At 63.7% G+C, this 26,740-nt stretch carries 27 protein-coding genes and 1 pseudogene; 15 read left to right on the top strand and 13 right to left on the bottom strand.

Annotated features, from left to right (window positions below; all coding sequences use genetic code 11):
* Positions 1-162: 162 nt before the first annotated feature.
* Both BHMPCIPO_RS10845 and BHMPCIPO_RS10840 read right to left on the bottom strand, forming a co-directional pair.
* The gene (locus BHMPCIPO_RS10845; protein WP_173516742.1) at positions 163-2,334 is read right to left on the bottom strand and encodes a CHASE2 domain-containing protein; all 2,172 of its coding nucleotides are present in this window, start codon (positions 2,332-2,334) and stop codon (positions 163-165) included.
* 6 nt (positions 2,335-2,340) lie between these two features.
* Positions 2,341-4,095 carry an adenylate/guanylate cyclase domain-containing protein gene (locus BHMPCIPO_RS10840; RefSeq protein ID WP_173516741.1) on the bottom strand — a complete coding sequence of 585 codons (1,755 nt, stop codon included), beginning with the start codon at positions 4,093-4,095 and terminating at the stop codon, positions 2,341-2,343.
* Positions 4,096-4,559: 464 nt separating this feature from the next.
* On the opposite strand from BHMPCIPO_RS10840, the gene BHMPCIPO_RS10835 reads away from it, so the two are divergent.
* Entirely contained in the window at positions 4,560-5,105 is a 546-nt protein-coding gene (locus BHMPCIPO_RS10835) for a GNAT family N-acetyltransferase (protein WP_173516740.1), read from the top strand.
* Positions 5,106-5,134: 29 nt separating this feature from the next.
* Here the strand turns inward: BHMPCIPO_RS10835 and BHMPCIPO_RS10830 are convergent, their stop codons facing one another.
* Entirely contained in the window at positions 5,135-5,578 is a 444-nt protein-coding gene (locus BHMPCIPO_RS10830) for a TIGR02594 family protein (RefSeq protein WP_173516739.1), read from the bottom strand.
* Positions 5,579-6,158: 580 nt separating this feature from the next.
* On the opposite strand from BHMPCIPO_RS10830, the gene BHMPCIPO_RS10825 reads away from it, so the two are divergent.
* Complete coding sequence (locus BHMPCIPO_RS10825; protein WP_173516738.1) at positions 6,159-6,512, top strand: DMT family protein; 354 nt, start codon at positions 6,159-6,161, stop codon at positions 6,510-6,512.
* Positions 6,513-6,630: 118 nt separating this feature from the next.
* Here BHMPCIPO_RS10825 and BHMPCIPO_RS10820 read toward each other — a convergent pair whose 3' ends face one another.
* From BHMPCIPO_RS10820 to BHMPCIPO_RS10810, 3 genes are all read right to left on the bottom strand, one after another.
* The gene (locus BHMPCIPO_RS10820; RefSeq protein WP_173516737.1) at positions 6,631-7,266 is read right to left on the bottom strand and encodes a TerC family protein; all 636 of its coding nucleotides are present in this window, start codon (positions 7,264-7,266) and stop codon (positions 6,631-6,633) included.
* A 132-nt stretch (positions 7,267-7,398) separates the two neighbouring features.
* Positions 7,399-7,989: a hypothetical protein gene (locus BHMPCIPO_RS10815; RefSeq protein WP_173516736.1), complete on the bottom strand. Its 591-nt coding sequence runs from the start codon at positions 7,987-7,989 to the stop codon at positions 7,399-7,401.
* 11 nt (positions 7,990-8,000) lie between these two features.
* Positions 8,001-8,390, bottom strand: coding sequence for an acyl-CoA thioesterase (locus BHMPCIPO_RS10810; protein ID WP_173516735.1), 390 nt, complete (start codon positions 8,388-8,390; stop codon positions 8,001-8,003).
* Positions 8,391-8,661: 271 nt separating this feature from the next.
* Here BHMPCIPO_RS10810 and BHMPCIPO_RS10805 point away from each other — a divergent pair, with 271 nt between their 5' ends.
* The 8 genes from BHMPCIPO_RS10805 to BHMPCIPO_RS10770 all read left to right on the top strand — a co-directional run bounded on the left by BHMPCIPO_RS10805 (position 8,662) and on the right by BHMPCIPO_RS10770 (position 16,511).
* Positions 8,662-10,476: a methyl-accepting chemotaxis protein gene (locus BHMPCIPO_RS10805; protein WP_173516734.1), complete on the top strand. Its 1,815-nt coding sequence runs from the start codon at positions 8,662-8,664 to the stop codon at positions 10,474-10,476.
* Between the two features lie 290 nt (positions 10,477-10,766).
* The gene (locus BHMPCIPO_RS10800; protein WP_173516733.1) at positions 10,767-11,318 is read left to right on the top strand and encodes a Kazal-type serine protease inhibitor family protein; all 552 of its coding nucleotides are present in this window, start codon (positions 10,767-10,769) and stop codon (positions 11,316-11,318) included.
* Between the two features lie 321 nt (positions 11,319-11,639).
* Complete coding sequence (locus tag BHMPCIPO_RS10795; protein ID WP_173516732.1) at positions 11,640-12,896, top strand: extensin-like domain-containing protein; 1,257 nt, start codon at positions 11,640-11,642, stop codon at positions 12,894-12,896.
* Between the two features lie 609 nt (positions 12,897-13,505).
* Positions 13,506-13,838, top strand: coding sequence for an ArsR/SmtB family transcription factor (locus BHMPCIPO_RS10790; RefSeq protein WP_173516731.1), 333 nt, complete (start codon positions 13,506-13,508; stop codon positions 13,836-13,838).
* The gene (locus BHMPCIPO_RS10785) at positions 13,835-14,242 is read left to right on the top strand and encodes a YeeE/YedE family protein (protein WP_173516730.1); all 408 of its coding nucleotides are present in this window, start codon (positions 13,835-13,837) and stop codon (positions 14,240-14,242) included. Before BHMPCIPO_RS10790 ends, BHMPCIPO_RS10785 begins: the two co-directional genes overlap by 4 nt.
* Positions 14,239-14,721 carry a YeeE/YedE family protein gene (locus BHMPCIPO_RS10780; RefSeq protein WP_173516729.1) on the top strand — a complete coding sequence of 161 codons (483 nt, stop codon included), beginning with the start codon at positions 14,239-14,241 and terminating at the stop codon, positions 14,719-14,721. Before BHMPCIPO_RS10785 ends, BHMPCIPO_RS10780 begins: the two co-directional genes overlap by 4 nt.
* 105 nt (positions 14,722-14,826) lie before the next feature.
* Positions 14,827-15,753: an ABC transporter ATP-binding protein gene (locus tag BHMPCIPO_RS10775; RefSeq protein WP_173516728.1), complete on the top strand. Its 927-nt coding sequence runs from the start codon at positions 14,827-14,829 to the stop codon at positions 15,751-15,753.
* Entirely contained in the window at positions 15,750-16,511 is a 762-nt protein-coding gene (locus tag BHMPCIPO_RS10770; protein ID WP_173516727.1) for an ABC transporter permease, read from the top strand. The genes BHMPCIPO_RS10775 and BHMPCIPO_RS10770 overlap by 4 nt, the downstream gene beginning before the upstream one ends.
* A 39-nt stretch (positions 16,512-16,550) precedes the next feature.
* Here the strand turns inward: BHMPCIPO_RS10770 and BHMPCIPO_RS10765 are convergent, their stop codons facing one another.
* From BHMPCIPO_RS10765 to BHMPCIPO_RS10755, 3 genes are read right to left on the bottom strand one after another with little or no spacing between them, the layout of a single operon-like run.
* Positions 16,551-17,252, bottom strand: a complete 702-nt coding sequence (locus BHMPCIPO_RS10765; RefSeq protein ID WP_173516726.1) for a retropepsin-like aspartic protease family protein — start codon at positions 17,250-17,252, stop codon at positions 16,551-16,553.
* Positions 17,249-17,470: a DUF1289 domain-containing protein gene (locus tag BHMPCIPO_RS10760; RefSeq protein ID WP_173516725.1), complete on the bottom strand. Its 222-nt coding sequence runs from the start codon at positions 17,468-17,470 to the stop codon at positions 17,249-17,251. The genes BHMPCIPO_RS10765 and BHMPCIPO_RS10760 overlap by 4 nt, the downstream gene beginning before the upstream one ends.
* A gap of 36 nt (positions 17,471-17,506) precedes the next feature.
* Positions 17,507-18,295: an adenosylcobinamide-GDP ribazoletransferase gene (locus tag BHMPCIPO_RS10755; RefSeq protein WP_173516724.1), complete on the bottom strand. Its 789-nt coding sequence runs from the start codon at positions 18,293-18,295 to the stop codon at positions 17,507-17,509.
* Between the two features lie 212 nt (positions 18,296-18,507).
* Here BHMPCIPO_RS10755 and cobT point away from each other — a divergent pair, with 212 nt between their 5' ends.
* Entirely contained in the window at positions 18,508-19,524 is a 1,017-nt protein-coding gene (gene cobT, locus BHMPCIPO_RS10750; protein ID WP_173516723.1) for a nicotinate-nucleotide--dimethylbenzimidazole phosphoribosyltransferase, read from the top strand.
* A gap of 329 nt (positions 19,525-19,853) precedes the next feature.
* Positions 19,854-20,267 (top strand): diacylglycerol kinase, encoded by a 414-nt coding sequence (locus BHMPCIPO_RS10745; protein WP_173516722.1) that lies wholly within the window; start codon positions 19,854-19,856, stop codon positions 20,265-20,267.
* Between the two features lie 53 nt (positions 20,268-20,320).
* Here the strand turns inward: BHMPCIPO_RS10745 and BHMPCIPO_RS10740 are convergent.
* The 4 genes and pseudogenes from BHMPCIPO_RS10740 to BHMPCIPO_RS10725 all read right to left on the bottom strand — a co-directional run bounded on the left by BHMPCIPO_RS10740 (position 20,321) and on the right by BHMPCIPO_RS10725 (position 24,653).
* Positions 20,321-21,075 (bottom strand): annotated as a pseudogene (locus BHMPCIPO_RS10740) (IS5 family transposase).
* A 75-nt stretch (positions 21,076-21,150) separates the two neighbouring features.
* Positions 21,151-22,272, bottom strand: coding sequence for an IS630 family transposase (locus BHMPCIPO_RS10735; protein ID WP_173515064.1), 1,122 nt, complete (start codon positions 22,270-22,272; stop codon positions 21,151-21,153).
* 56 nt (positions 22,273-22,328) lie between these two features.
* On the bottom strand, positions 22,329-22,898 hold the full coding sequence (petA, locus tag BHMPCIPO_RS10730; RefSeq protein WP_173516720.1) for a ubiquinol-cytochrome c reductase iron-sulfur subunit: 570 nt from the start codon (positions 22,896-22,898) through the stop codon (positions 22,329-22,331).
* 219 nt (positions 22,899-23,117) lie between these two features.
* On the bottom strand, positions 23,118-24,653 hold the full coding sequence (locus tag BHMPCIPO_RS10725) for a sensor histidine kinase (protein WP_173516719.1): 1,536 nt from the start codon (positions 24,651-24,653) through the stop codon (positions 23,118-23,120).
* A 309-nt stretch (positions 24,654-24,962) separates the two neighbouring features.
* On the opposite strand from BHMPCIPO_RS10725, the gene BHMPCIPO_RS10720 reads away from it, so the two are divergent.
* The 3 genes from BHMPCIPO_RS10720 to BHMPCIPO_RS10710 all read left to right on the top strand — a co-directional run bounded on the left by BHMPCIPO_RS10720 (position 24,963) and on the right by BHMPCIPO_RS10710 (position 26,735).
* On the top strand, positions 24,963-25,550 hold the full coding sequence (locus BHMPCIPO_RS10720; RefSeq protein ID WP_173516718.1) for a thermonuclease family protein: 588 nt from the start codon (positions 24,963-24,965) through the stop codon (positions 25,548-25,550).
* Entirely contained in the window at positions 25,543-26,181 is a 639-nt protein-coding gene (locus tag BHMPCIPO_RS10715) for a uracil-DNA glycosylase family protein (protein WP_173516717.1), read from the top strand. The genes BHMPCIPO_RS10720 and BHMPCIPO_RS10715 overlap by 8 nt, the downstream gene beginning before the upstream one ends.
* A 65-nt stretch (positions 26,182-26,246) precedes the next feature.
* Complete coding sequence (locus tag BHMPCIPO_RS10710; RefSeq protein WP_173516716.1) at positions 26,247-26,735, top strand: Lrp/AsnC family transcriptional regulator; 489 nt, start codon at positions 26,247-26,249, stop codon at positions 26,733-26,735.
* Positions 26,736-26,740 lie beyond the last annotated feature (5 nt).

Below are 26,740 nucleotides of genomic sequence, written 5' to 3'. Positions count from 1 at the left end.
GCATTCATCGCAACGACCGGCGAGAAGCCGGAAACGGCCCTCGGCGCCCAGGGAGCGGCAACGGCTAAACGACGATAAATCAAAGATTTGCCGGGATATCGGAGAGTCTGAGTCGAGGTCACTTGGATAGGATGGAAACCATTCGCGGCGCCGTGCCGTCGCTCACTCCGCCGGACGCTTGGCGTCTTCGGCCGGCGTTTCGGCGAAATGCTCCGATCGGCGCGAGATCCGGGTGTAGAAGCCGACCAGGCCCGGTGCCAGGGCGGCAGACTTCAGCTTTGCTGCATTGATGATGCTGCGGCTTGAGGTTGCGCGCGTTCGCAGGACCGTGACGAGCCGCTCGTGCAGGAGCCGCAATTCCACGAAGGCGGGCGAGGCGGCAAGACTTTTGTCTCCGGCCACCGCGAAGAGCCGGGTGCGTGTCGTCTTCCCCTTGAGGCCCAGGCTTCCCGCATCCAGCAGCGCGCAATCCGACAAGGCTTCGGCAGTCGCTTCCGATACGAGCACGTCGAAATTGACATCCTTGCAGGCCGCTTCGATGCGGGCGGCAATGTTGACGGTGTCGCCGACCGCCGAATAGTTGAAGCGGGTTTCGGCACCCATGTTGCCGACGCAGGCGAGCCCCGTATGGATGCCGATGCCGATGCGGACATCGTGGCCGGCGCCGAAGCCGAAGGCGTCTTCGGCATTCAGCCGGGCCAGGGTCTCGCGCATGCCGAGAGCGGCGCGCAGCGCCTTTTGCGGATGGTCGACGACATCGACCGGCGCATTCCAGAAGGCCATGATGGAATCGCCGATGAACTTGTCGAGCGTGCCTTCATTGGCGAGCACATGGCGGCTGAGCGCATCGAGCAGCGTGTTGAGGAAGGTGACGACCTCGGTCGGCGTCATGCGTTCGCTCATCGCCGTGAAGCTGCGCACGTCGACGAACATCACCGTCAGCTCGCGGTCGTCGCCGCCGAGGCTCAGCGCGTTGCGCGTGTGCTCGATGCGATAGAGCAGCGAGGGCGACAGATAGCGCCCGAAGGCCTGGCGGACCTCGCGCCGCTCGCGATCCGTCACCAGGAAGCGATAGGCGGTGGCGGCAAAATGGGTGATCGAGGCGGCGAGGATCGGCGCCAGCGGATCGAAGAGCAGCCCGCCATAGTAGAAGGCCAGCCAGGAAGCGGCGAGCGCCAGCGCCGTGACCGCAAGGCCGCAGACGAGCGCCACCACGGGGCTGACGAAGGTGGTGAGCAGCACGAGCAACGTCCCGGCCAGCGCGATCGAGAGGATTTCGAGCCCGTCGGCCCAATCGGGCCGCGAGAGATAGCGGCCGGAGAGGATCTGCTCGACGATCTGCGCGTGGATGGAGACGCCGGGCACGTTCTGGCCGAGGGCCGTGGTACGCACGTCCTGCAGCCCGGCAGCCGAGGTGCCGATGAAGACGATGCTGCCTTCGATGGCCGCGCGAACGTCCGGCGACGACGCATCGTCCGTCAGGACCCGCCGGGCGGAGATGTAGCGCTCCGTCGTATCCGGCGTGACGTAGAGCCAGAGTTCGCCGGTCGAGGAGAGCGGCACGACGAAGTCGCCGATCTTGACGGCGGTAAGGGTGTTGGCGACGTTGGGCGCTGCGGCGAGCACATAGGTCGAGGCGCCCTGCGCCACCCGCAGCGCTTCCAGGGCGAGGCTCGGATAGAACTGCCGCCCGTCGCTCAGGAACAGCGGCGCAGCGCGCACCACCGCGGAGGAGGAGCCGGGATTGAGGCTGATATGGCCGAGGCCGGCAGCGTTGGCTTCGAGCTGGGGCCTCAGCGGCGTGGCGGCATGCAGGCGCGGCGGCGCCTCGGCGGCACTTTCGCCGGTGAAGGCGAAGCCGGCCTTGACCGACGGCAGGTAGCTGCCCTCGTTGGTGAGGCCGAAGCCGAGCACGACCGGCTTGTCGAGGATCGCCCGGGCGAAGATCTCGTCATTGTCGGGCAGGGTCGCGACGAAGGATGGATCGACGCCGCCGACGTCCCGCACGACCGTGCGCGGCGACAGGCGGTCGGGCTCGGCGAAGAGCACGTCGAAGGCGATCGCCGCGGCGCCCATCTCGGTCAGCCGGTCCGTCAGTTTGGCAATCCGGTCGCGCGGCCAGGGCCATTGGCCGAACGCGCGCAGCGAAGCCTCGTCGATGTCGATCACCCTGACCGGCATCGCCTCGAAGCTGCGCGGTGCGATGCGCTGGTATTCGTCGAAGGTGACGTCGCGCGCCTGGCGAAGAAGCTGCGGATCGTTGGCACGCAGCACCGTGAAGACTGCCACCACCGCAAGGCCGATGAGAACGCCGAACAGTTGGGCTCGTGTCATGGCGGCCTACGGGACGATGGGCAGGCCCGCCTTGACGAGCCCATCGTTGAAATGTGCGTGGTCGGCGGGATCGGCATAAGCGGTGAAGAAGCGCCAGTAGCGCGGTACGTCGCTCGGCGCGTTGGCGATCACTTCGGGAAAGAGTTTGCGAGCCTCCTCGATACGGCCCAGTTGGCCGAGGCAGGTGATCACCACGACCAGGTTGAAGTAGGTGCGGCGCAGCAGCAGCGCCCGTTCGGCGTGGCGCAGCGCTTCGTCATAGTTGCCGAGATGGTAATGGGCGAGCGCGATGCGGCTGAAAAAGAGATAGGTCAGCGGGTCGTGGGGGCTGAGCCTGAGCGCTGTATGCAACGGCTCGAGCGCCTCCGTAAAGCGGCCGACATAGATGCGTGCCCAGCCGAGCGCCATGTGGGCGAGGGCAAAATTGGGGTTGAGATCGATCGCCTGTTGCGCTTCCGCGACCGCGGCATGCGGCCGCTGGGCGGCGAAGTTGGCCAGGCACATGACATAGTGGCAATAGGGATCGTGATCTTCCAGCACGACGGCACGCGCGGCTTCCGCCTGCATTTCGGCGCTGTCGCGGTCGATATCGTCGCTGAAGCCGAAATAGCAACGCGCGAAGAGCGAGCGGGCGAGCATCATATGGGCCCGGCCGAAATCGGGATCCAGGGCGATCGCGCGCCGTTGCCACTCGACGGCCTCGTTGAAATGCGCAGCGGAGTCCTGCGCATTGTGCAGCAACGTGCCGCGCATATGGCATTCATAGGCGTCGAGATTGTCGCTGCCGCGCAGGAGGGCGCGGCGGTTTTCGCCGATCAGGATCTCCGGCTCGATCGCCGCGACGACATGTTGGGTGATCTCGTCCTGGATGGCGAAGAGGTCGGCGAATTCGCGCTCGTAGCGCTGTGCCCAGAGATGGATGCCGGTTTCGGCCTCGATCAACTGCCCGGTGACGCGGACGCGCGAGCCTGCACGGCGCACGCTGCCTTCGACGATGTAGCGCACGCCGAGATCGCGGCCGATCTGTTTGACGTCGACGGCGCGACCCTTGTAGGCGAAGGAGGAATTGCGGGCGATGACGAAGAACCAGCGGTAGAGCGAAAGCGCGGTGATGATGTCCTCGGTCAGACCGTCGGCGAAGAAGTCCTGTTCGGGATCACCGGACATGTTGACGAAGGGCAGCACGGCGATCGATGGCTTGTCGGGCAGGGCAAGCGGCATGCCGGACAGATCCGGTTTCATGGGATCCTCGTGCCAGTCGACGCGGTGCACCAGCACCGGGCGCGGCATGTTCTTCAGCGCGCGATCGCCAAGCCGGTGCACGGGAAACTCCAGCTTGCCGACGATCTGCTCGTGCAGCGCACCGGAGATGCAGATTTCGGCCGGCTGCGCGACCTGCTGCAGGCGAGCCGCCACGTTGACGCCGTCGCCGAGCAGGTTACCGCCGTCAACCACCACGTCGCCGAGATTGAGGCCAATGCGGAACTGCATGCGCCGTTCCGGCGCGAGATCGGCGTTTCGCCGCTCCAGATTGCGCTGGATCGCAACCGCCGCCCGGACCGCCTGCACAGCGCTCTGGAATTCGGCGATCAGGCTGTCGCCGGCCGCGCCGAAGATGCGTCCCCCGTGCTCGTTCACGAGGCTCGAGATCGTCGCGCTGTAGGTGGCAAGCGTTGCGAGCGCGCCTTCCTCGTCGGCCGCGACAAGGCGACTGTAGCCAGCGACGTCGGCAGCAAGGATCACGGCAAGCTTCCGTTCCAAGAGGGCAGCCCCTCCCACGGCATCTGGTCAGAAGGAAGATGAGCGTAACTTAAATTAGAAAAGCCGAGAAGTATAAATCACCCCGATTTGTGTCCATTGCTGGGCCGGAGGCGCAAAAAACAGCCCATGGGGACTCTGCTGCAGATTGTGTCCGGCGGCGACTCAGAGCGCTGCGATTGTGCAAGATTCGCATTTCAGCAACCGTGACGGCTGCCTTGCGGGCATCGCGCGGGCGGCCGCCACGATCGTCGCGTTGGCCCAGGCCTCCCTGGCCGGCGCCGCCGATCGTATCCGCAACGGACCGCGGCCGCTGTCGAGCCGGCAGCAGCACTTCGGGCGGCGATCTATGCCAACGCCGACTGGCGATATCACCTTAACCGGCTAGGGATTTGCGGAAATCTGGGAGCGCCGCAGCGATCCTCGCGCGTCTCTTGGGACGGACTGCGCTATAGCATGTCGGCATCATGACCCTGATTCGACCGACCCGCGAAGGCGACACCGCCCTTCTTCCCGACATAGAGCGATCCTCCGGTGAGCTGTTCCGGACGATCTCCGACCTTGCCTGGATTGCCGACGACGATGTGCAGTCGGCCGAGGCGCATCGTGAATTCCTGCGCACCGGGCTTTCTGTCGTGGCGGTCGATGCCGATGACCGGCCGATCGCCTTTCTATGCGCCGGCATTGCCGGAGATGCCATGCATATCTGGCAGCTAGCCGTGACCGCCGAGTGCCAGGGGCAGGGGCTCGGGCGCAGCTTGATGCTGGCCGCGATCGCGCATGCGCGCGTGGCGGCGCTCGCCGCGGTGACACTGACGACGTTCCGCGATCTTCCCTGGAACGAACTCTTCTACCGCAAGCTCGGCTTCTCGACGCTTGCCGCAGAGGAACTCGATGTCCGGCTCGCGCAGATCCTGGCGAATGAGGCAGCGCACGGCTTGCCGCCGCAGCGGCGTTGCGCCATGCGGCTTGCGCTAGGACATGCGCCGGCGGTCCGGAAAGCCGGGCACTGAAGAGGCCCGTTGGGTGGCTCGTGGCGACGCTACCGCCGGACGGCGACGACCTGGCGACGCGCGAACTGCGAGACCCTGACGCCGCCGGACTGATTGCCGCCGATCAACTGGGCCGTCGACTTCGAAAGCGCAGACAGGACGCCGACGTGGTAGCCGCGACCGGTTCGCACCACGACGATATCGCCGGCTTGTGCATAGGCGAGCTTGACCGGCGCGCCGAAATGCAGCCACGAGCGGGCAAATCCGAAGCTTTGGGGCGGGGTGCGGCCGGCCTTGCGGGCAACCATGCCCATGAAATGGCCGCACCAGGGAGTGCGTGCCGGATTGATGCCGAGCGCTGCGCGAAGGGTCTTGTTGTTCTTGATCTCGTGCAGGCCTTTGTATTGCTGCGCCTGGGCAAGCATGCCGGCGCTGGCAAGAGTTGGCGAAAGGAGCGCGACATAGGCAGCCGCAAGAAACGCCAGGACCTTCATGGTCAGGTCTCCTTGACAAGTTGCTGGGTGCGAACGGTCGGGGCGGCCTGGCAATCGCCGGCATGGCACCCGGGTGCTCAACTGTTTCCAATGTTCCGTTGGGAAATTTCGGCGGACATGCGCGTGCCCAGCGTCTGATACGCAGCATCGGCGTGTCGGCGAACCGCGCTCAACGCGGAGCCAACTTCACGGCAACCGCCGTTTCGAAGTGTGGTATTCCCCTGCCTGTCCCGTCGGACAGTCGAGCGACATTGCTCATGCGCCAGTACAAAATTGTGGCAAAACCCGTAAAAAATTCGGGCATGGGTTGCTATTTGCCGGAAAAGGTGCCGTTTCGCTGTCGATTCGACACTCTAGCCAGCCAAAACATGCCATTTCGGCAGTCTCTACGGCATGTTTCCTTTGGACGTAACCGATCGAAGGGCATGCGGCAGTTCAAAGTGCTGCAGCGAACTTTGCGCGCCCAACGAGGACCGCGGCGCCGCAGGAAATCGATGTGCCGGCGGAAGGCTTGCGGGACTTGCACCCGCACGGGACGACGGCGCATCGTCGGCGCATGATTCGCAAGCCGAGGTTCTCGATGTCCTTCACCCTGTCTCCGGCCCATCTCTGGCCGATCCTTCTGCTCCTGATTTCCAACGTCTTCATGACCTTCGCCTGGTACGGGCATCTCAAATACACCGCGTCACCGCTCTATACGGCGATCGTGGCAAGCTGGGGTATCGCCTTCTTCGAATATTGCCTGGCGGTGCCGGCCAACCGTATCGGCCAGCAGGTCTATTCGGCGGCGCAGTTGAAGACGATGCAGGAGGTGATCACGCTCCTGGTCTTCGCCGCCTTTTCGGTGTTCTGGCTGAAGGAGTCGATCGGCTGGAACCATCTCGTCGGCTTCGCCCTGATCGCGGCCGGCGCTTCCTTCATCTTCAAGGGGTGACCGGCGCCGGTCATTTAGGCGCCAATCTTTGCGGCGCCCGAACGGTCGCAAAAGAAAAAGGCAGGGCACGGGGCCCTGCCTTTTCTATGCGTAGCGGCTGGACCGTTACGGTCCGGCGCTAGATCATCGACGCCACGACCGGCGCCAGATGCGGCCAGACCTCGACGGAGCCGCGATAGATCATGTCGAGCGCGACATAGAGGATGATCGCCAGACCGACATAGGCGATCCAGTGGTAGCGATTGAGCAGCCGGGCAATGAAACCGGCGGCAACGCCCATCATCGCGATCGAAAGAACCAGGCCGACGACGAGGATCGTCGGGTGCTCGCGGGCGGCGCCGGCGACGGCGAGCACGTTGTCAAGCGACATCGACACGTCGGCGACGACGATCTGGATGGCCGCCTGCATGAAAGTCTTCTTCGGCGCTTCGCTGGCTTCACCGCTTTCGCCGGCGGCGTTGGCTGCCTGCTGCTCACGGATTTCGCGCCACATCTTCCAGCAGACCCAGAGCAGCAGGATGCCGCCGGCCAGCAGCAGGCCGATGATTTCGAGGAGTTGCACGGTGACGCTGGCGAGTGCCACGCGCAGCACGGTTGCCGCGATGATGCCGACGAGGATGACCCTCTTGCGCTGCGCGGTCGGCAGCCCGGCCGCAGCAAGGCCGATGACGACGGCGTTGTCGCCGGCGAGAACGAGGTCGATGACGATGACTTGCAGAAGCGCTGCCAGACCGGCAGCGGTAAAGATTTCCATGATGCGACAGTCCCCCGACGTGCCATGATGCGATTCAAATATGCCTAACGGATAAAGCACCGCCTCGCCCTGGGATCAAGGGCCGAGGCGCGCGGCAGGCGGAAAACCTTCGCAGCCGCGCGGATCGCCGTCTCAATCGAGCAGATCGAAGGCTCGATACATCCACAGGAGCTGATAGGCGACCGCGATAACGACGAAAGCGGCGTGAAAGCGCCGGTTCGGTGTCCATGCGGCGGCTATGCAGAAGAGGATATAGGCGGCGTTGCGGACGGGGTATTCGAGACCGTAGGAGGCAAAATACTGTTTGCCTTTCAGTGCGGTATCGACGAGGTCGACGGCGAAGGCAAGCGCGAGGAAGGCGAAGAACCAGGCCCGGCGCGACATGAAATAATGTTCGTAGTCGCTGTAGTCCTCGATCGTCGTCGGGAACAGCATCACGCAGAGAAAGAAGAAGACGCAGGAATAGAGGACGACGAACAGGTAGACGCTGACATCGATCACGGCCAGAGAATGCAGGTGGAACTCCCACCACCAGAAATGCACCAGGAAGACGAACATGAACAGGACCCAGCCGAGGTGGATCCAGTAGACACGCGTCTTGCCGGGATGCTGCACGAAGAGCGCCAGTCCGCTGAGGAGGCGCGCCAGGCTCAGGCTGACGATCATGCCCATGACGGTGCGAATATGCGGGAAGATTTCCGGATTGGTCGGAACCTGCTCCAAGGCGGCCGCTCCTATTCCTCCGGCGGTACCGGCTTGGGCTTGCCGTGTTGGTCGAGCGCGACCATGACGAAGATCGCGTCGGTCACCTTTTCCATCAGGTGCGAGAGATAGCGCTGCGCCCAGGCCTCGACCTTGAGCGTCATGGAGGTGCGGCCGACCTTCACGACGTCCGTATAGATGCAGAGCGTGTCGCCAATCTTGACCGGCAGGGCAAAGGCCATTTCCTTGACCGCCGCGGTCACCACGCGGCCGCGGGCGCGTTCTGCAGCGCGGATGCCGCAGGAAAGGTCCATCTGCGCCATCACCCAACCGCCAAAGATATCGCCGGCCGCATTGGCGTCGCCGGGCATGGCGAGCGTGCGCAAGGTCAGTTCGCCGGTCGGTTTGGTCTGTTCGGTCATGCCGCCTGTCTCCCTGTTGGAGGAAAGATGTAACCCGACCGCGCTTCCTGAGGGAAGACCGCCGCAACACAAATCCGGATGGAAAGCCACACGGGCCCTTTGGGCTTTCGAAAATGTTGCTTGAGACATGTCAAATTTAGGGGTCGGTTGTTAGGGGCTTTGCAAAGACCTCCCTCCATTCTGCAGGCTCTTGGACTGCCATCGGCGATGCCGGCGGCGCCAGGTTCTAAAGGGGCGGCGCGGGGAGCGCCGAAGGGGCAAGGGATTGGCAATGAAGAAATTCAGGATCTCGGCGCGTCTCTACGCGCTGGTGGCGTTTGCGCTTTTGACCATGGCAGCGGCGCTGACCTTTGGTCTGTTCCAGGCGCAGGACAAGCTCGTCGGCGAACGCAAGGCGATGCTTTCGGCAATGAACGAGAACGCGATCGCGGTGTTCGACGCCTATCTCAAGCAGGAACAGGCCGGCTCGCTTTCGCGCGAGGAGGCGCAGAAGCGCGCGCTCGAGGCGATCAAGGCGATGCGCTACCAGGGCAGCGGCTACTTCTGGATCAACGACATGCATCCGACGATGGTGATGCATCCGATCAAGCCGGAGATGGACGGAGCGGATCTTACGGGCAACAAAGATGCCAACGGCAAGCATCTCTTCGTCGAGTTCGTGAAGACGGTGGAAAAGAGCGGCCAGGGTTTCGTCGACTACTATTGGCCGAAGCCGGGCGCCGACGAGCCGGTGCTGAAATACTCCCACGTGGCCGGCTTCAAGCCCTGGGGCTGGGTGGTCGGCACCGGCGTCTATTCCGACGATCTGGCGGCGATGTTCCGCGAGCGGGCGTGGCAGGCCGCCGGCATCCTCGCCGCCGCCGCTCTTGCCATTCTGATGGCGGCATTGGCGATCGTGCGCAGCGTCGTCAGGCCGGTCGAGAAGCTGAAGGCCTCGATGCGGGCGATTGCCGATGAGGACCTTTCGTCCGAGGTGCCGGAGACCGACCGCGGCGACGAGATCGGGCAGATGGCCAAGGTACTGGTGGTGCTGCGTGATTCCGTCCGCGAACGGCTGGAACTGCGCTCGCGCGAAGCCGAGCAGCAGGAACGGCTCGATTCCGAGCGCCGCGGCAACGAGCAGCGCCAGCGGGCGACGGCGGAAGCGCAGGCGGATGCGATGGAGACCGTCGGTGCCGCGCTCGAGCTTCTCGCCAGCGGCGACCTGACCGCCGAGATCAGCCATATCGCGCCCGAATACGGCAAGCTGAGAGAGGACTTCAACACGGCGGTCGCAGCACTTCGGGATGTCATCGGTTCCATCTCGCACTCGACCGAGATCGTCACGGCCAGCGCCGGCGACATTTCGGAAGCGGCGAACAATCTCTCGCGCCGGACGGAGCAGCAGGCGGCCGCCCTCGAAGAGACCGCTGCAGCCCTGGACGAGATCACCTCGACGGTCCGCCACGCCTCCGAACGGGCGAACGAGGCGCGCGACATGGTCAACGAGACCAAGGCGAGTGCGGCAAAATCCGGCGGCATCGTGCGCAATGCCGTCGACGCCATGGGCCGCATCGAGACCTCGTCCGGCCGGATTGGCCAGATCATCGGGGTGATCGACGAGATCGCCTTCCAGACCAACCTGCTGGCGCTGAACGCCGGCGTCGAGGCGGCGCGCGCCGGAGAGGCGGGCCGCGGCTTTGCGGTCGTCGCGCAGGAGGTCCGGGAACTGGCGCAGCGCTCGGCGGGCGCCGCCAAGGAGATCAAGGATCTGATCGGCGCGTCGGTGCGTGAGGTCGGGGCCGGGGTCGAGCTGGTCCGCTCGACGGGTGAAGCGCTGGCTGAGATCGAAACCCTGGTCAACCGGGTCAACGAGCAGGTGGCCTCGATCGCGACCGCCGCACGCGAACAGGCGACCGGGCTGCAGGAAGTCAACGTCGCGGTCAACAGTATGGACCAGATGACCCAGCAGAACGCGGCGATGGTGGAGGAAACCACGGCGGCGAGCCAGACGCTGGCCGAGGAAAGTCGGGAATTGAAGTCGCTGCTGGCGAAGTTCCGGCTGCGGTCCTCGACATCGCATTCGGCCTACGGCCGCGCCGCCTGAGCACGATAGCCGGGAATTGAGCAAGACCCGCGTGGCCTGCCGCGCGGGTCTTGTCTTATGGCAAGGGCACCGGGTTCCTCCCTCCATCGTACTCGGTCTTGAGCGAGCGTCCGCGCGAGCGGCCCTCTGGAACAAAGCGGTGCCAGTGCACCCAGCATGCGTCCGATTGACGTGCAAAGCAGGATGCTCGGCCTTGACCTGATGATAGCCGCGGATAGATACGCGAAATGCGCGAGGTGTTTGACGGGGCGTCGCTCCGGTTGCCGACCGCTTCTTTAGAGGGGACATCCATGGCACTTCTCAAACTTCTTCTGACGCGCCCGGTCGCCGCGCTGATGCTGGCGCTCGGGTTTCTCTCCGCCTGTACCGTCGTCGTCGACGAGCCGCGCCCGGGTCCCCGGCCGATCCGTCCGCCGGTTTGCACGATGGAGTATGCGCCGGTTTGCGGTGAGCGCGGCAATCGCCTGCGCAGCTTCCCGAACGCCTGCCAGGCCCGCGCCGATGGCTTCAATGTCGTCCATCGCGGCGAGTGCCGCCCCGGCAATCGTCCGCCGGCGCGGCCGCCGCAGGCCTGCACCATGGAGTACATGCCGGTCTGCGGCCAGCGCGGCCGCAACACGCGCACCTTCCCCAATGCCTGCCAAGCCCGTTCGGAGGGCTTCCAGGTGATCGGCCGCGGCGAATGCCGTCGCGGCGACGACCGCCCGTCGGAAGGGCAGTTCTGCACCCGCGAATTCGCCCCGGTCTGCGGCCAGCGCGGCGGTCGCATGGAAACCTTCCCGAATGCCTGCGAGGCCGGCGGTGCGGGTTTCCGGGTCGTGCATCGCGGCGAGTGCCGCTGACATCCAGCGGATCGATCGCTGAAAACGCGAAGCCCGCGTCTGACGAAGACGCGGGCTTCTTGTTGTCTGCAGTCCGCCAGGGCGGCAAGCCTCCCGCACCCTTGATCGCGGGTGTCGGCCTCAAGGCTTCGTTTACCGTATTTGAATAAAATGCCTCCGAAATCAGGTCTTTCGGCTGCTGTGCCCGGTTTGCGACACAGGCGGAAGGCAGCAATTCGAAGTGCTGTAGCGAGCTTTGCGTGCCGGTTGGCGCGCCGCTGCGGGGCGGCGGGGTGATGATGGCGGTCTTTCTTGATCGCCCTAGGGAAGGCGCAGTTCGGTATGGCGTATGTTACTCGTCTCCATCGCCCGCTGACGGCACTCGTTCTGTCGCTATCGCTCGTCGCCTGCTCGACCGACGACGCGCTTTCGCCGCCCGGCCGCATCGATGGCGGCTCCCGGGTCGGTTCGATCGGCCCGGTCCCGGTCGATGCGGTGCCGCAAGAAGAGGTCGCCGCCTATCCCGCCGCAACATCGGCTTCGACAGGCAGCGGCAATCCCGGCTATGTCGCGCCCGCACGGGCGGCGCCTCAGCAAGCGCAGCGCACGCTGCCGATGATCGATAGCGACGAAGCGGTTTCCTCCGGCGCCCAGCCGGCGAATGCGGGATCGACGGCCATTCCCGATGAAGGTGTCAACATGGATGCCATGCTCGGCGTCGAGCAGCCGGTCGTCGGCCTGGCGGAGGAGCAGAGCAACGAGATCGCCGAGGGTAATGCCAGCCAGCCGGTGGTCGGCGGTATCGGCGAAGACAACGTACGCCAGCTCGGCGGAGCGTCCGGAGCCGCGCCCCAGGCCGAAGCCAACCTCGGCTACGATCCAGACCTGCCGCCGCTCTCACCCGAGAAGATCGCCGCGGAAGAGGCGCAACGCGCAAGGGCGATGGAAGAGCAGCGCGCCATGCAGCGGGCCCAGGAGCCGCAGCAGGTCGCCTTCCTGCCGCGTGTACGCAATCCGATGTCGACGCCGGACTATACCGGCGAAATGCCGGCTTCGGAGATCGCCTGCCGCCAGCGCCTGAAGAAGCTCGGCGTCGTTTTCCGTGACATTCCGCGCATCAGCAACGGTCCGTCCTGCGGTATCGATTATCCGATCGAACTCAGCGGTCTCTCCGGCAATATCGGCGTCAAGCCGGCGGTCAAGCTCAATTGCGAGGTGACGGAAGCCTTCGCCAAGTGGGTGAAGTACGAACTCGCGCCATCGTCCCGCTATCGCTATTGGTCGGGCGTCAAGACCATCAAGCCGCTCGGCGGCTATTCCTGCCGCACGATGAATTCGCGCCGCGGCAACCCGATGTCCGAACACGCACGCGGCAACGCCATCGACGTCGGCAAGTTCGTCTTGAAGAACGGCAAGGAAATCGATGTCCGAAAGAAAGGCTTCTTCGCCTTCCGCGAACGCGGGCTCCTGAAGGCCGTGCGCTCTGATAGCTGCAAGTATTTCAACACCGTGCTCGGTCCGGGCAGCGATCCCTTCCACAAGGACCATTTCCACTTCGATCTCAGGACCCGCAAGACCGGTTATCGTCACTGCGACTGACGTCGGGCGCCAAGCGGCAAAAAAAAAAGAGGCCGGCGGGGAGGCCGGCCCAACGGCCGGAGCAAACGAGGGAGGCTCCGGCGTGCAAATCACGAGCGCAAATCAAAGGGCGATATCGCGCCGCGCGAGCAAATTGCTCGAAGAGCATCACCGTTTCGTGACAGGGGAACGGGATTGGCGACGATTCATTTGCAGATATTTCGCCGGATAACGGTCGAAGCCTGCGTTCGCGCCGGCGGCGAGCCGGCGTCGAAACACCAGTATCCGGTGTGCGGGCCGTCGACCCCGGGGCGTTATCGCATGTTCCTGTTTGAGGTCACTATACCACAAGTTTTATGGTTGCCCGATATCGTCCGGACGGTTGCCCCAAATATGGCGTTTTCCCCTCTGCCGTGATCGCGTTGTAACGATCTGAATTTTCTATATGATTTTAAAGTCAACGGACAGGTATCCGGTACTGGCGGCAGTAACGTGCTTTTGTTTCGTCTGGTTAATCAATAAGTAATACGATATTATACTGTTTGATATAACAATCATGGATAGTGGTCCGGCAAACCACAGCAAGCATTGGGGCTCCACTCACTCCTAGGGCAACGACAGGAGGAAGCAATGGGAACTGTTATGCAATTTCCGGGGGTGCGCACCGACATGGCTGCGCATGCCGCCGAAGTTTCGAAAATCTTGAGAACCCTCGCCAACCGAAATCGACTGTTGATCGTGAGCGCCTTGCTGGAGGGCGAGCACTCGGTGGCGGCGCTCGAAGAAAGCCTGAGCATTCGCCAGCCAACCCTCTCGCAGCAATTGACGGTGCTGCGCGATGCCGGCATTGTCTCGACGCGTCGGCAGGCCAAGCAGGTGTTCTATCGGCTGAGCCACGACAAGGTGGCGCGTCTGGTCGGCGCGCTCTATCAGATCTTCTGTCGGGATGGTTCTAGGACATGAATGAGTACGGGAATGCGCTGGCGGGTGGGCTGTTGATCGGCCTTTCCGCAGCGATCCTGATGGTGGCCACTGGCCGTGTGGCCGGGATCAGCGGTATCGCCGGACGCCTGCTGCAGGGCGTGCAGGCTTCCACCGGCGCATTGTTCGTACTGGGGCTGATGGCAGGACCGCTGCTATTTCGTCTCGTCTTCGGCGCCTGGCCCGGGGTGACGGTCACGTCCTCCTGGCCGCTTCTGGTGGCCGGCGGGCTGTTGGTCGGCTTCGGCTCCCGCATGGGCTCCGGCTGCACCAGCGGCCACGGCGTCGTCGGCCTTGCAAGGCTGTCGCGACGCTCGATAGCTGCGGTTGCCACTTTCATGGCCGCGGCGATCGTCACGGTCTTCGTCATGGGATTGCTTGGATGAACGGCGCTTTCTTCCGCCTCGCGGCGACGCTCGTCTCCGGCCTCGTTTTCGGTTTCGGCCTTTCGCTGTCCGGCATGCTCGATCCCGCTCGCGTGCGGGCGTTTCTGGATATTGCCGGCAATTGGAACCCGAGCCTCGCCTTCGTGCTCGGCGGCGCCGTTTCGGTTTCCGCGCTCGGTGTCCTGCTGACGCGCCGGCTCAAGCGGCCCTTGTTCGACGAATCCTTCCATTTGCCGGACAATCAGGTCATTGACAGGCGACTGATTGTCGGCTCGGCAATCTTCGGCATCGGCTGGGGGCTGGTGGGGCTTTGCCCGGGCCCGGCGCTTGCCTCGCTGTCGCTCGGTCTGCCGGCGACGATGCTTTTCGTGGCGGCGATGGTTGCCGGGATGCTCATCCATGACCGGCTGGTGGCGCGCAGATCGTCTCGAATGGGCGGCGGCGCCGGGGCGGAGACCCGCCTGTCGCAGCCGCATTGACAAAGCGTCACCTTGTTTTTTCCATGGGGAAGGCTGCAAATCGCGATCAGTTGCCCCATATAGGCGAAACCTGCCGACTTCGCCCCCCGCATCCGGATAAGCTTCATGGCGCCCATCGTTTCCGTTTCCAATCTGTCGAAGACCTATGCCTCCGGGTTCCAGGCGCTGAAGGGCGTCAGCCTTGATATCGAGGAGGGCGAGATCCTGGCGCTGCTCGGGCCGAACGGCGCCGGAAAGACGACGCTGATCTCGATCATCTGCGGCATCGTCAATGCGAGCGGTGGAACGGTGACGGTCGGCGGCCATGACGTGGTGAGCGAGTTTCGCAAGACACGGGCGATGATCGGGCTCGTGCCCCAGGAATTGACCACCGACGCCTTCGAGACGGTGTGGAACACGGTCTCCTTCTCCCGCGGCCTGCACGGCAAGAAGCCGAACCCGGCCCATATCGAGAAGGTGCTGAAGGATCTGTCGCTCTGGGACAAGAAGGACAACATGCTGCGTGAGCTCTCCGGCGGCATGAAGCGGCGCGTGCTGATCGCCAAGGCGCTGTCGCACGAACCGCGCGTGCTCTTCCTCGACGAGCCGACAGCCGGCGTCGACGTCAACCTGCGCAAGAGCATGTGGGATGTCGTCGAGCGGCTGCGCGCCTCCGGCGTCACCATCATCCTGACGACGCATTACATCGAAGAGGCGGAGGAAATCGCCGACCGCATCGGCGTCATCAACGGCGGCAAGATCCTGCTGGTCGAAGACAAGGTGGCGCTGATGTCGAAGCTCGGGCGCAAGCAGTTGCGGGTCGATCTCGCCAATCCGCTGGATGACGTTCCCGAAACGCTGTCGAGCTACAATCTGACGCTCGAGGGCGACGGGCAGTGTCTGATCTACGATTACGACACGAGCGCCGAACGCACCGGCATCACGGCGCTGCTGGCGGCCTTGGCCGAGGCCGGTATCCGGCTCAAGGACATTTCCACGCGGCAGAGCTCGCTGGAGGACATCTTCGTCGAAATCGTGAGGGCAGGGCGATGAACATCGAAGCGATCAAGTCGATCTATTTCTTCGAGATGGCGCGGACCCGGCGCACCCTGCTGCAGAGCGTGGTGTCGCCGGTCATCTCCACATCGCTCTATTTCATCGTCTTCGGCGCGGCGATCGGCGGGCGTATCCAGCAGATCGACGGCGTCTCCTATGGCGCCTTCATCACACCCGGGCTGATGATGCTGACGCTGTTGACGCAGTGCATCGGCAACGGTTCCTTCGGCATCTATTTCCCGAAATTCACCGGCACGATCTACGAAGTTCTGTCCTCGCCGGTCTCGATGGCCGAGATCGTGCTCGGCTATGTCGGCGCGGCAGCGACCAAGGGGATCATGATCGGGACGATCATCCTGCTGACGGCCTCGCTGTTCGTCGACCTGACGATCGCCCATCCGTTCGTGATGATTTTCTTCTTCGTGCTGACGGCGATTTCCTTCAGCCTGTTCGGTTTCATCATCGGCATCTGGGCCAAGGACTTCGAGCAGCTGAACCTGATCCCGATGCTGGTGATCCCGCCGCTCGTCTTCCTTGGCGGCAGCTTCTATTCGGTCAAGATGCTGCCGCCCTTCTGGCAGGCGGTCAGTCACTTCAACCCGGTGCTCTATCTGATCAGCGGCTTCCGCTGGAGCTTCTTCGAGGTATCCGACGTCAACCCGATCTTCAGCGCCGCGATCATCCTCGTCTTCCTGACGGCCTGCATGTCGATCCTCGCCTGGATCTTCCGCACTGGCTACCGGCTCAGAAACTGACGGCGGGCCGCCACTGCGGTTCGTTGTGAAGCGTGTGGCTCAGTCGCGCAGGCGCAGCTCGTCGGTGCGCATCTGCAGCATATCGAGCGTCGACAGGAAGCTCATGCCGAGCAGGCTCTGGTCGAGCCGCCCCTTGGCGGCAACCGTTGCGCCGATGTTGCGGCGGCTGATCGGGCCGACGGAGATTTCCTCGAGCATGACGGGGGCGGCCTGCGCCCGGCCATTGGCCGTCATGACGGTGACGATGTAGCTGAGATTTTCCGGATCGAGACCGATGCGCTCGGCGTCCTCATAGGTCAGCGCGATGCTGCTGGCGCCGGTATCGACCAGCATGTTGATGTCCTTGCCGTTGACGGTCACGCCGGTCTCGAAATGGCCGTTCAGCATCCTGTGCAGCACCACTTCCTGCCGGCCCTCGCTGTCGGTGACCACGGTCGCGCGGCCGGGAACGAGGCCGGCGAGCAGGCGATTGCCGAATGCCTGCAGTTCGAAGCGATAGACATAGGCCGAGACGAGGGCGAGCGTGATGAGGAGCCAGATAGCGATCAGGCGCAGCCCTTCGCCGAAACGGCGGCGGCTTTGCAGAATGCCGGCGCCGATCAGCGTGGCGATGGCGCCCAGCGATACCAGTTGCCCGAAATCGTCATTGGCAAGGCCCATGGTGCGGCCGGCGTCATGGTTGACGATCAGCAGAATGAGGCCGATGGCCAGGATCGAGAGCAGGATGGCGAGACGGGTCATGCTTGGCCGCGTTCCCTCGCCATGCGGCTGCGGCGCGTTTCGCGCCGGGGCTTGCGTTCGACCGTCTCGAGCCGGTCGGGCAATGTGGTCATGATCGCCCGGCGTTCGGCATCGGTGTAGAGCGTCCAGCGGCCGATTTCATCCCGCGTTCGGCCGCAGCCGAAACAGTAGCCGGTCTTGTCATCGATCGAACAGACGAGAATGCAGGGAGATTCCATGGCCTTGCTCTATTTTTCCCTGAATATATCGATGTTTCAGACCGTCAGCGCAAGGGTTCCGAGCACTGCGATTTCGGTGAGTTGCTGCGTGGCGCCGATGGTGTCGCCCGTATGTCCGCCGATCTTGCGCGTCGCGACCCGGCCGAAACCTTTGACGGCGACGAGGAAGGCGACGATCGTAGCGACCACGCCAAGGGCCGGGGCCTTGGCGAAATAGAAGAGCAGCATGGCCGCAAGCAGGCCGAAGCCGAGGGCGAAGCGCGCGGCGACCGGGTCCGGTGTCCCGGCGGAAGCCGCAACGCCGCCGTTGCGGGCGGGGGGCAGGCTTGACCAATGCCAGACCATGGCCGCCCGGCTGAGCGCGGCGGCGCCAAGGATCGCCATGCCGGCGCCGAGCGGCGTGAAGAGCGGCAGGATCGAGGCCAGCGCCGATACGCGCAAACCAAAGGAGAGAATGAGCGCGACGGCGCCATAGGTGCCGACCCGGCTGTCCTTCATGATCTCGAGCGCCGCGTCGCGGTCGCGGCCGCCGCCAAAGCCATCGGCCGTATCGCCGAGCCCATCCTCATGCAGCGCACCGGTCAGCAGCGTCTGGAGAGCGATGACGACGAAGGCGGCAAAAAGCGAACTGACCTGCAGCGCGTTCATCGCGCTGGCCGCGGCAGCGGAGGGTAGGACGATTACGATGCCGGCAAGGGGAAAGGCGCGCACGGCCCGGCTCAGCCGTCCATCATATCCGACGAAATGGCGTCCCGGCATGGGAATGCGGCTCAGGAAGCCGACCGAGCGCGCCACGTCGTCATAGAAATCGCCCACAAAGCCCATGGCCCCTCCAAAGATCTGCCCCCAGCCGCATCGCAGATGTCCCGGCGGCCCGCAAGTGAGGGCATGACGAGCGCGCAGGATCGCGGTGCGTCGAATCGTCCATCCCGTGGCGGATCATGCTCCGGCGACGCGGTTTGGCGCAAATGCCGTTGCCCGAAAATTCGACGCCCTCTATGAGGAGCGTAGATTCACGATATGCAAGGATATCCAGCATGAGTGCCAGCGGCCTGCCGTTTGATGATTTCCGCGAATTGTTGCGTAACCTGCCGGGGCCGGATTCGGCAGCGCTGGTTGCCGCACGGGAACGGGACGCACAGCTGACGAAACCGCCGGGCGCGCTCGGACGTCTCGAAGAAATCGCCTTCTGGCTCGCCGCCTGGACCGGCAAGGCGCCGGCGGTCAACCGACCCCTGGTGGCGATCTTTGCCGGAAACCATGGCGTCACCCGTCAGGGCGTGACGCCGTTCCCGTCGTCCGTCACTGCGCAGATGGTCGAAAACTTCGCCGCCGGCGGCGCGGCGATCAACCAGATCTGCGTCAGCCACGACCTCGGCCTCAAGGTCTTCGACCTGGCGCTCGAATATCCGACCGGCGACATCACCGAGGAAGCAGCGCTCTCCGAACGGGATTGCGCTGCAACCATGGCCTTCGGCATGGAGGCGATCGCCGGCGGCACGGATCTGCTCTGCATCGGCGAAATGGGCATCGGCAACACCACGATCGCGGCCGCGATCAATCTTGGCCTCTATGGCGGCACGGCCGAGGAATGGGTTGGTCCGGGTACCGGTTCCGAAGGCGAGGTGCTGAAGCGCAAGATCGCTGCCGTCGAGAAGGCGGTGGCGCTGCATCGCGATCACCTTTCCGATCCGCTGGAACTGATGCGCCGCCTCGGCGGCCGCGAGATCGCGGCGATGGCGGGTGCCATCCTCGCCGCCCGCGTGCAGAAGGTGCCCGTCATCATCGACGGCTATGTGGCGACCGCGGCTGCGGCGATCCTGAAGGCGGCCAATCCATCGGCCCTCGACCACTGCCTCATAGGCCATGTCTCGGGCGAGCCGGGCCATATCCGCGCGATCGAGAAGCTCGGCAAGACGCCGCTGCTGGCGCTCGGCATGCGGCTCGGCGAGGGCACGGGCGCTGCCCTTGCCGCCGGCATCGTCAAGGCGGCCGCCGCCTGCCACAGCGGCATGGCGACCTTCGCGCAGGCTGGCGTCAGCAACAAGGAATGATCAAGATACGGCCGGCTTTCGCAGCAAAGCCGGCCGATTGCTGTCCAAAGCCTGTCGCAGGCGCCACTCCCGCTCATGGCGGGCCTTGATGGACACGTGCTTCTCGCCTATCCAAAGCGCACATGCAGCCCTAACTATCGTCTGACAGCGCCGCGCGTCTCGTCAGACGCCCAAAGGTCGCTGCAGCACTTTGAAGTGTTGCATGTTTTGTCCTTAGATCGGGTAGGATCCAAGGATACATGCAGCAGGCCGCTGCAACCGGGAACGCCTTGCATTCGCCTCATTCGCGATGTCGAAGCAAGCGCAGTTTCAAGCCCTGTCGAGAAGAAATGGACGCCAAGAACACCACGCACCGCATCGGCCAGACGAGTCCTGTCGAGAAGCAGACGGGCATTCGCCATCTCTTCGCCGCCGCCAGCTATTCGCTGGGCGGCGCGAAACGGCTGATCAGCGAAGCAGCCTTCCGTCATGAGCTGATCGCCTTCGGCATTGCCATGGTTGCCTTCGTCATCGTCGGCGCGACCTTCTTCCAATTCGTGGCGATGGCGATCCTGTTTCTCCTGATGATGGCCTTCGAGGCCATCAACACGGCGATCGAGGAGATCGTCGACCGCGTATCGCCGGAAATCTCGGAAATGGGCAAGAACGCCAAGGACCTCGGGTCCTTCGCCTGCCTCTGCCTGATCATCGCCAACGCCGTCTATGCCGGTTACGTCGTGATCTTCGACGGCTTCATGAACTGAGGCGACACATCTTTGTGCGTGCGTTTGAACGCACGGCGCTCTAGGCTCCAGACTCAATTGGCCCACCAGATAACAATCGCAGCGATGTGGACGGCTGCCTGGAAGTTTGTGGCGAGCTTGTCGTAGCGGGTCGCGATCCGCCGCCAATCTTTGAGGCGGCAGAACATGCGCTCGATGACATTGCGGTTGCGATAGGCTGTTGGGTCGAAGGGATGTCGGCGTTTTCTAGTCGGGTTGTTGGGAATGACCGGAATGGTGCCGCGGCTGGTCAGATACTGGCGCAAGGCATCGCTGTCGTAGGCGGTGTCGGCCGCCAGGAAATAGGCGGCCGGCAGCGGTTGCAGCAACGGCACGGCGGCGCGCACATCGCCCATTTGGCCGGGCGAGATCTGCAGGCCGAGCGGACGACCGCGTCCGTCTACGACGGCGTGGATTTTCGTCGTCCGGCCGCCGCGGGAGCGACCGATCGCTTGCGTTTGCGCCCCCCTTTTCCGCCGGCGGCCGAGCGATGAACCTTCGCCGTCGTGCTGTCGATCATCTGCATGTCGCACGGGCTGGCTTGGACCAGGGCCGAAAACAGCTTCTGCCACAGGCCGCGACCGGCCCAGCGATGGAAGCGGTTGTAAATGGTGGTTGGCGGGCCATAGACGGCCGGGCAATCCTGCCAACGGCACCCGACGCGCAACACATGGACAATGCCGCTGATGACGCGGCGGTCATCGACCCGGCGGGCACCGGGCCGGTTCTTCGGCAGCAGCGGCTCGATGACGGACCACTGCTGATCGCTCAACCAGAATTCACTTCCCATGATCCCAAACTCCAATTTACTCGGAACAGAATCATGGAAATCAAACGCCATCAATAGGCTGATTGAGTTTTAACCCTAGTGTCCTGATTCAGAAGTTTCTGCCGATTTGTTTTGCACATCGGCGATTTGCAGGGTTGCCAGGCAAAAGCGTTTGATGGTGGCGAGGATATCGTCTGCCGATTTGGTCCATCGGAACGGTTTGGGATCGGTGTTGACGGCGTCGATATAGGCGGTGATTGCCGCCTCCAATTCAGCGGTGGAGCGGTGCACGCCGCGCCGGATTTGCTTTTCGGTCAGGTTGGCAAAGAAGCGCTCGACCTGGTTGAGCCATGACGCCGCCGTCGGGGTGAAATGAATGTGCCAGCGGGGCCGCTTGAGAAAGAAGCTGCGGATGGCGCTGGTCTTGTGGGTGGCGTAGTTGTCCATGACGATGTGGATATCAAGGTCTGGCGGCACGTTGGCTTCGATTTCGCGCAGGAATCTCAGGAATTCCTGCGCGCGGTGACGCTTGAAGCAGCGACCGATGATCTTGCCGGTGGCAGCGTCGAGCGCGGCGAAGAGCGAAAGTGTTCCATGCCGGGTGTAGTCGTGGCTGCGCCGCTCGATCTGGCCGGGCCGCATCGGCAACACCGGCTGGCTGCGATCGAGTGCCTGGATCTGGCTCTTCTCATCGACGCAGAGCACCAGCGCCCGCTCGGGCGGGTTGAGATAAAGGCCGACAATGTCGCGCACCTTCTCGACGAATAGCGCATCCGAAGACAGCTTGAAACTTTCGGCGCGATGCGGCTGCAGCCCGAAGGCCGTCCAGATGCGATGGATCGTCGAGGGCGCATGTCCGACCGCCCGTGCCATCGAACGCAGGCTCCAGTGGGTGGCGTCCGGCGGTGTCGTCTCCAGCGTCAACCGGATCGTCTCGGCGATCTCTTCGTCGCCGATCTGGCGCGGCGCGCCGGGACGCGGCTCGTCGTAAAGCCCATCGAGCCGCTGCTCGGCGAAACGCCGTCGCCATTTGGCCACCGTGTTCGGCATCGTGCCAAGCCGCGTGGCAATCTCCTTGTTCTCAACGCCGTCCGCGGCCATCAGCACGATCTGGGCCCGCCGCGCCAGGCCCTGCGCCGTGCCGCGGCGGCGAACCAATGTCTCCAGTTCACCGCGCTCCTCACCCGTCAAGACAATCGCAACCGCCGCTTTGCCCATCGATCATCCCCTTCTCAAACAGGGAAAATGATCGCACAAATTTATCGATCAGGACACTAGCCGATCTTGATGACGGTATCGGAGATAAACGTCATCGGCGGTATCGCCAGGTTCTCCGGGGCTGGCCCCTTACGAACGCGGCCGGCCGTGTCGTAGTGCGAGCCGTGGCAAGGGCAGAACCAGCCGCCGTAGTCGCCGGCCTGACCGAGCGGGATGCAGCCGAGGTGGGTGCAGACGCCGACCATCACGAGCCAGTTCTCTCGGCCTTCTCCGGCCGAGCGCGCAAGATCGGTGGCCGGTTGGTCCTTGGGAAGATTGGCGTTACGCGCCACCGGGTCCTTGAGTTCGTCCATCGCGACCGCTTTCGCCGCCTCGATCTCCTTGGGCGTTCTGTTGCGGATGAAGATCGGGCGGCTGCGCCACCTGAGCGTCATCGACGCTCCCTCCTCGAGCGAGGCTACGTCGACCTCTATCGAGGCCATCGCCAGCGTCGAGGCGTCAGGGTTCATCTGGTTCAGGAACGGCCACGAAGCGCCAGCCACTCCGACGGCGCCCGCAATACCGGTTGAAAGATAGAGGAATTCACGCCTCGTCGGCTCCCTGGTTTCGTCAGTGAATATGTTCATGCCACAGCGCTCCTTCCGTCACGCCACGCGGTCGAGCGACATGGCCCCGGCGAGGGCAGAAGGGACGTCCGACCTTCGGCTATCGTGGTTGCAATGCAAGCGTGGCGATACCGACTTTCATCCTGCAATTTTATCCTTAATTCGCTCCGGAATTAAGGCTTTGGATGACCACCCGCTGCTCGAAGACGGCGGCATGAGTTGCTTCAGCGGATATGTGTATCAGGCAAAGCTCTTGCGGCGACGGACCGGGGCTGCCACGTCCTCGACCGGCGGCAGGCTTTCGAGCACACGGCGGGCCGGCAGGATGGCGATCGCCTCCGTGCCTTCCCGGAGCTTGGAGCGCAGGATGAATTCGCCATTGTGCTTGGCGAGGATGGCCTGGACGATCGGCAGGCCGAGGCCGGTGCCCTGTTCGGCACTCTTGATCGCGATCGAGCCCTGGCCGAAGGCCGACAGAACGATCGGGATTTCCTCTTCGGGAATGCCCGGACCGTTGTCCTTGATCGAGAGATATTGTCCGCCGCCGGCAGTCCAGCCGCACTTGAAGGTGATTTCGCCGCCCGCATTGGTGAACTTCACCGCATTCGACAGCAGATTGAGGATGACCTGCCGCATCGACTTCTCGTCGACCCAGACCGAGGGCATGCCGGCTTCGAACTGCGAGTGGATGGTGATGTTCTTGGCGCGCGCCCTCAGTTGCACCATGCCGACGCAGTCCTCGGCAATCTCGACAAGGCTGACTGCGTCCTCGTTCAGGTCGTAGCGGCCGGCCTCGATGCGCGACAGGTCGAGGATCTCGTTTATCAGGTTCAGCAGGTGCTCGCCGGAACGATGGATATCGTTGGTGTATTCCTTGTAGGTCGGGTTGCTGAGTGGACCCAGGACTTCCGTCGACATGACCTCGGAGAAGCCCAAGATGGCGTTCAGGGGCGTGCGCAACTCGTGCGACATGGATGCCAGGAAGCGCGACTTGGCGAGATTGGCTTCCTCCGCCCGGCGCCGCGCTTCATCCGACATCGATTTTGCCACTTCGAGCTCGGCGATCAGGTCGTCCTTTTCCGATTGAACCGAGAGAATGTGGACATTGGCGCGGTTCATGCGGTCGGTCATGACCACGAGGAAAAGCAGAGACAACGAAATGATGCCGCTGAGGCCGATATAGATCTGGTTGCCCGTCGTCAGCGAGACGAAGGCCAATGCGGCGATGACAGGTGTGAACGTGCACAGCAGGGCATTACGCAGCAGGAATGTGCCCATGGCGGTGACGGCAAGCGCAAAGAGTAGTGCAGTGCCGACGAAAAAGCCGAGGCGGACATCGCCGCACGTGGCGCAATCCTGAGCAACGAGGGCCGCCCAGCAGAGACCCATCAACAGCTGGGCGAGCAGCAGGCGTCGGCGCCAGACCGGAACCTTTTCCGCGCTGATGTCCTTCTTGCGCGCCTTCCTCGCCAGCATGAGCGTCACCGCATGCGCCGAGAGGGTCATGACGGCCCAGAGGACGATGGTGAGATTGCCGGAGAGATAGACCCCGACGACGGCAATCAGGCTGACGAGCACCGGGACGGCAATGGCGCTGTGCAGGGCCGAACCGATGTAGAGATTGAGCATCTCGCGCTCGAAGCCCGAAGGCACGGACGAGCCCGTTTGCAGCCGTTCACGCGTCGCGCGGACCGTCCTCGAAACGGCCTTGTTTCGATGGTTTCGCGACTTGTCGACAATGATCTTATCTGTCGAGGTGCTGGCGGCGATACTCATGCTCTTATGCGAAGGTTATGGTTTCCTTGCAGTCTAGTGAGCAATCCTTAAGAAGTTGCTGCCGGGTGTGAAGGATTCGACAACCATTGTGGCGCCGGGGTGGCTTCCGGTCGAAAGCGAGAGCCGGCGCATGAGATTTCGCCTACAAGCTCCTGGAATCATGTGTATTTATGGTGTGCCGGGTCTGCCGGGCACGCGCGTAACGATAGAGGTGCAGGAAACGTGAAATCGGGCCGGACGAGATACCGCTTCACCGGCGGGAGAGGCGGAGGCCCTGTGGACCGATCGCGACCAGCCGGGCGCAGCGGCATGCTCGTCGGGTGGATCTTTCTTCTGTTGCTTTCGGTCGGCGCCTATTTCGCCGACAAACTGCCCGTCGCGGAGCGCGCGGCGACCGGCGAGGCGCGTGGCCTCGCCACCGCAAGCGATGGCGACAGCCTTCGCCTCGATGGCAAGCGCATCCGCATCGAGGGGATCGACGCGCCGGAACTGGACCAGAGCTGCGAGCGCGACGGCGGGACCTGGGATTGCGGCCGCGAGGCGCGTGATCGCCTGAGAACGCTGATTTCGGCGGGCGATGTGCGCTGCCGCTTTCACGGACGCGACCGCTATGGCCGCGACCTCGGCACCTGTGAGGCAGGCGGGCGCGATGTCGGCCGGGAGATGGTGCTCTCCGGCTATGCGGTCAGCTACGGGCGCTACCAGGCGGAAGAGGCACGGGCGGAGAAGGAGCGGCGCGGCCTTTGGGGAGGCGAATTCACGACGCCGCAGGAATGGCGCCGGACGAACGGCCATCCGGACGAAGGCCCGCCTCTGGTCGACGGTTGGCTGGAGACGATCAGGCGCTGGCTGCTGGAGCGGCTGACCGCATTGTTTGCGAGTATTGGCGATGTCTGAGAACGATCTCCCGGACCTGGAGCGGCTGCGGGCTGCGATTGCCGCCTGCCGCATCTGTCGCGACAGTCCGATGAGCGGCGATGACGACCGGCTGCCGCATGAGCCGCGACCGGTGGCGGTGATCTCGACGACCGCGCGCATCCTGATCGCGGGGCAGGCGCCCGGGCTTCGCGTGCATGACAGCGGGCTGCCCTTCAACGATGCGTCCGGCGATCGGCTCCGGCAATGGCTGGGGGTGGACCGCGAGACCTTCTACGATCCGGGGAAATTTGCGATCGTGCCGATGGGCTTCTGCTTTCCGGGTTATGACGCCCACGGCAGCGACCTGCCGCCGCGCCGGGAATGCGCGCCGCTGTGGCGGCAACGGGCGATGGATCTGATGCCGCAGGTCGAGCTGGTTCTGGCGATCGGCCACTATGCGCAGCGCTGGCATATCGGGCCCGATTGCCCGAAATCGATGACCGAGACGGTGAAGGATTGGCGCCGCTACGCGCTGCGCAATAGGGATCCCGCCATCCTGCCGCTGCCGCATCCGAGCTGGCGCAATACCGGCTGGCTGAAGCGTAATCCCTGGTTCGAGGCCGATGTCCTGCCATTCCTGCGGGAGCGGGTGGTTATGCTCTCGGCCTGAAACAATTTTCTTTATCTTCACTAATTTCGCGCTATAGAAGGAAAAATAATTCGAGAGGGAGTTTCATGGACCGCCTAGACCGCAAAATCCTGCGCCTGCTGCAGGAGGATTCCACGCTGGCCGTTGCCGACCTTGCCAAGAAGGTGGGACTTTCGACCACGCCGTGCTGGCGGCGCATCCAGAAGATGGAAGAGGACGGTGTCATCCGCCGTCGCGTCGCCCTTCTCGATCCGGTGAAGATCAACACCAAGGTCACGGTGTTCGTGTCGATCCGCACGAACTCGCACTCGATGGAATGGCTTCGCCGCTTCTCCGAGGTGGTGTCGGAGTTTCCCGAGGTGGTCGAATTCTACCGCATGAGCGGCGACGTCGACTATCTTCTGCGAGTCGTCGTGCCGGATATCGCTGCCTATGACGCGTTCTACAAGCGCATGATCGCCAAGATCGAGATCCGCGACGTCTCTTCCGCCTTCGCCATGGAGCAGATCAAGTACACGACCGAGCTTCCGCTCGACTACATGGTAATCGACCAGGCGAAATCCTCCGAGGACTGAGGCAG

The organism is Ensifer sesbaniae (assembly GCF_013283665.1).
Lineage (GTDB): Bacteria > Pseudomonadota > Alphaproteobacteria > Rhizobiales > Rhizobiaceae > Ensifer > Ensifer sesbaniae.
The sequence above is the reverse complement of the archived record's forward strand: the minus strand, read 5'-3'. Positions and strand labels throughout refer to the sequence as shown.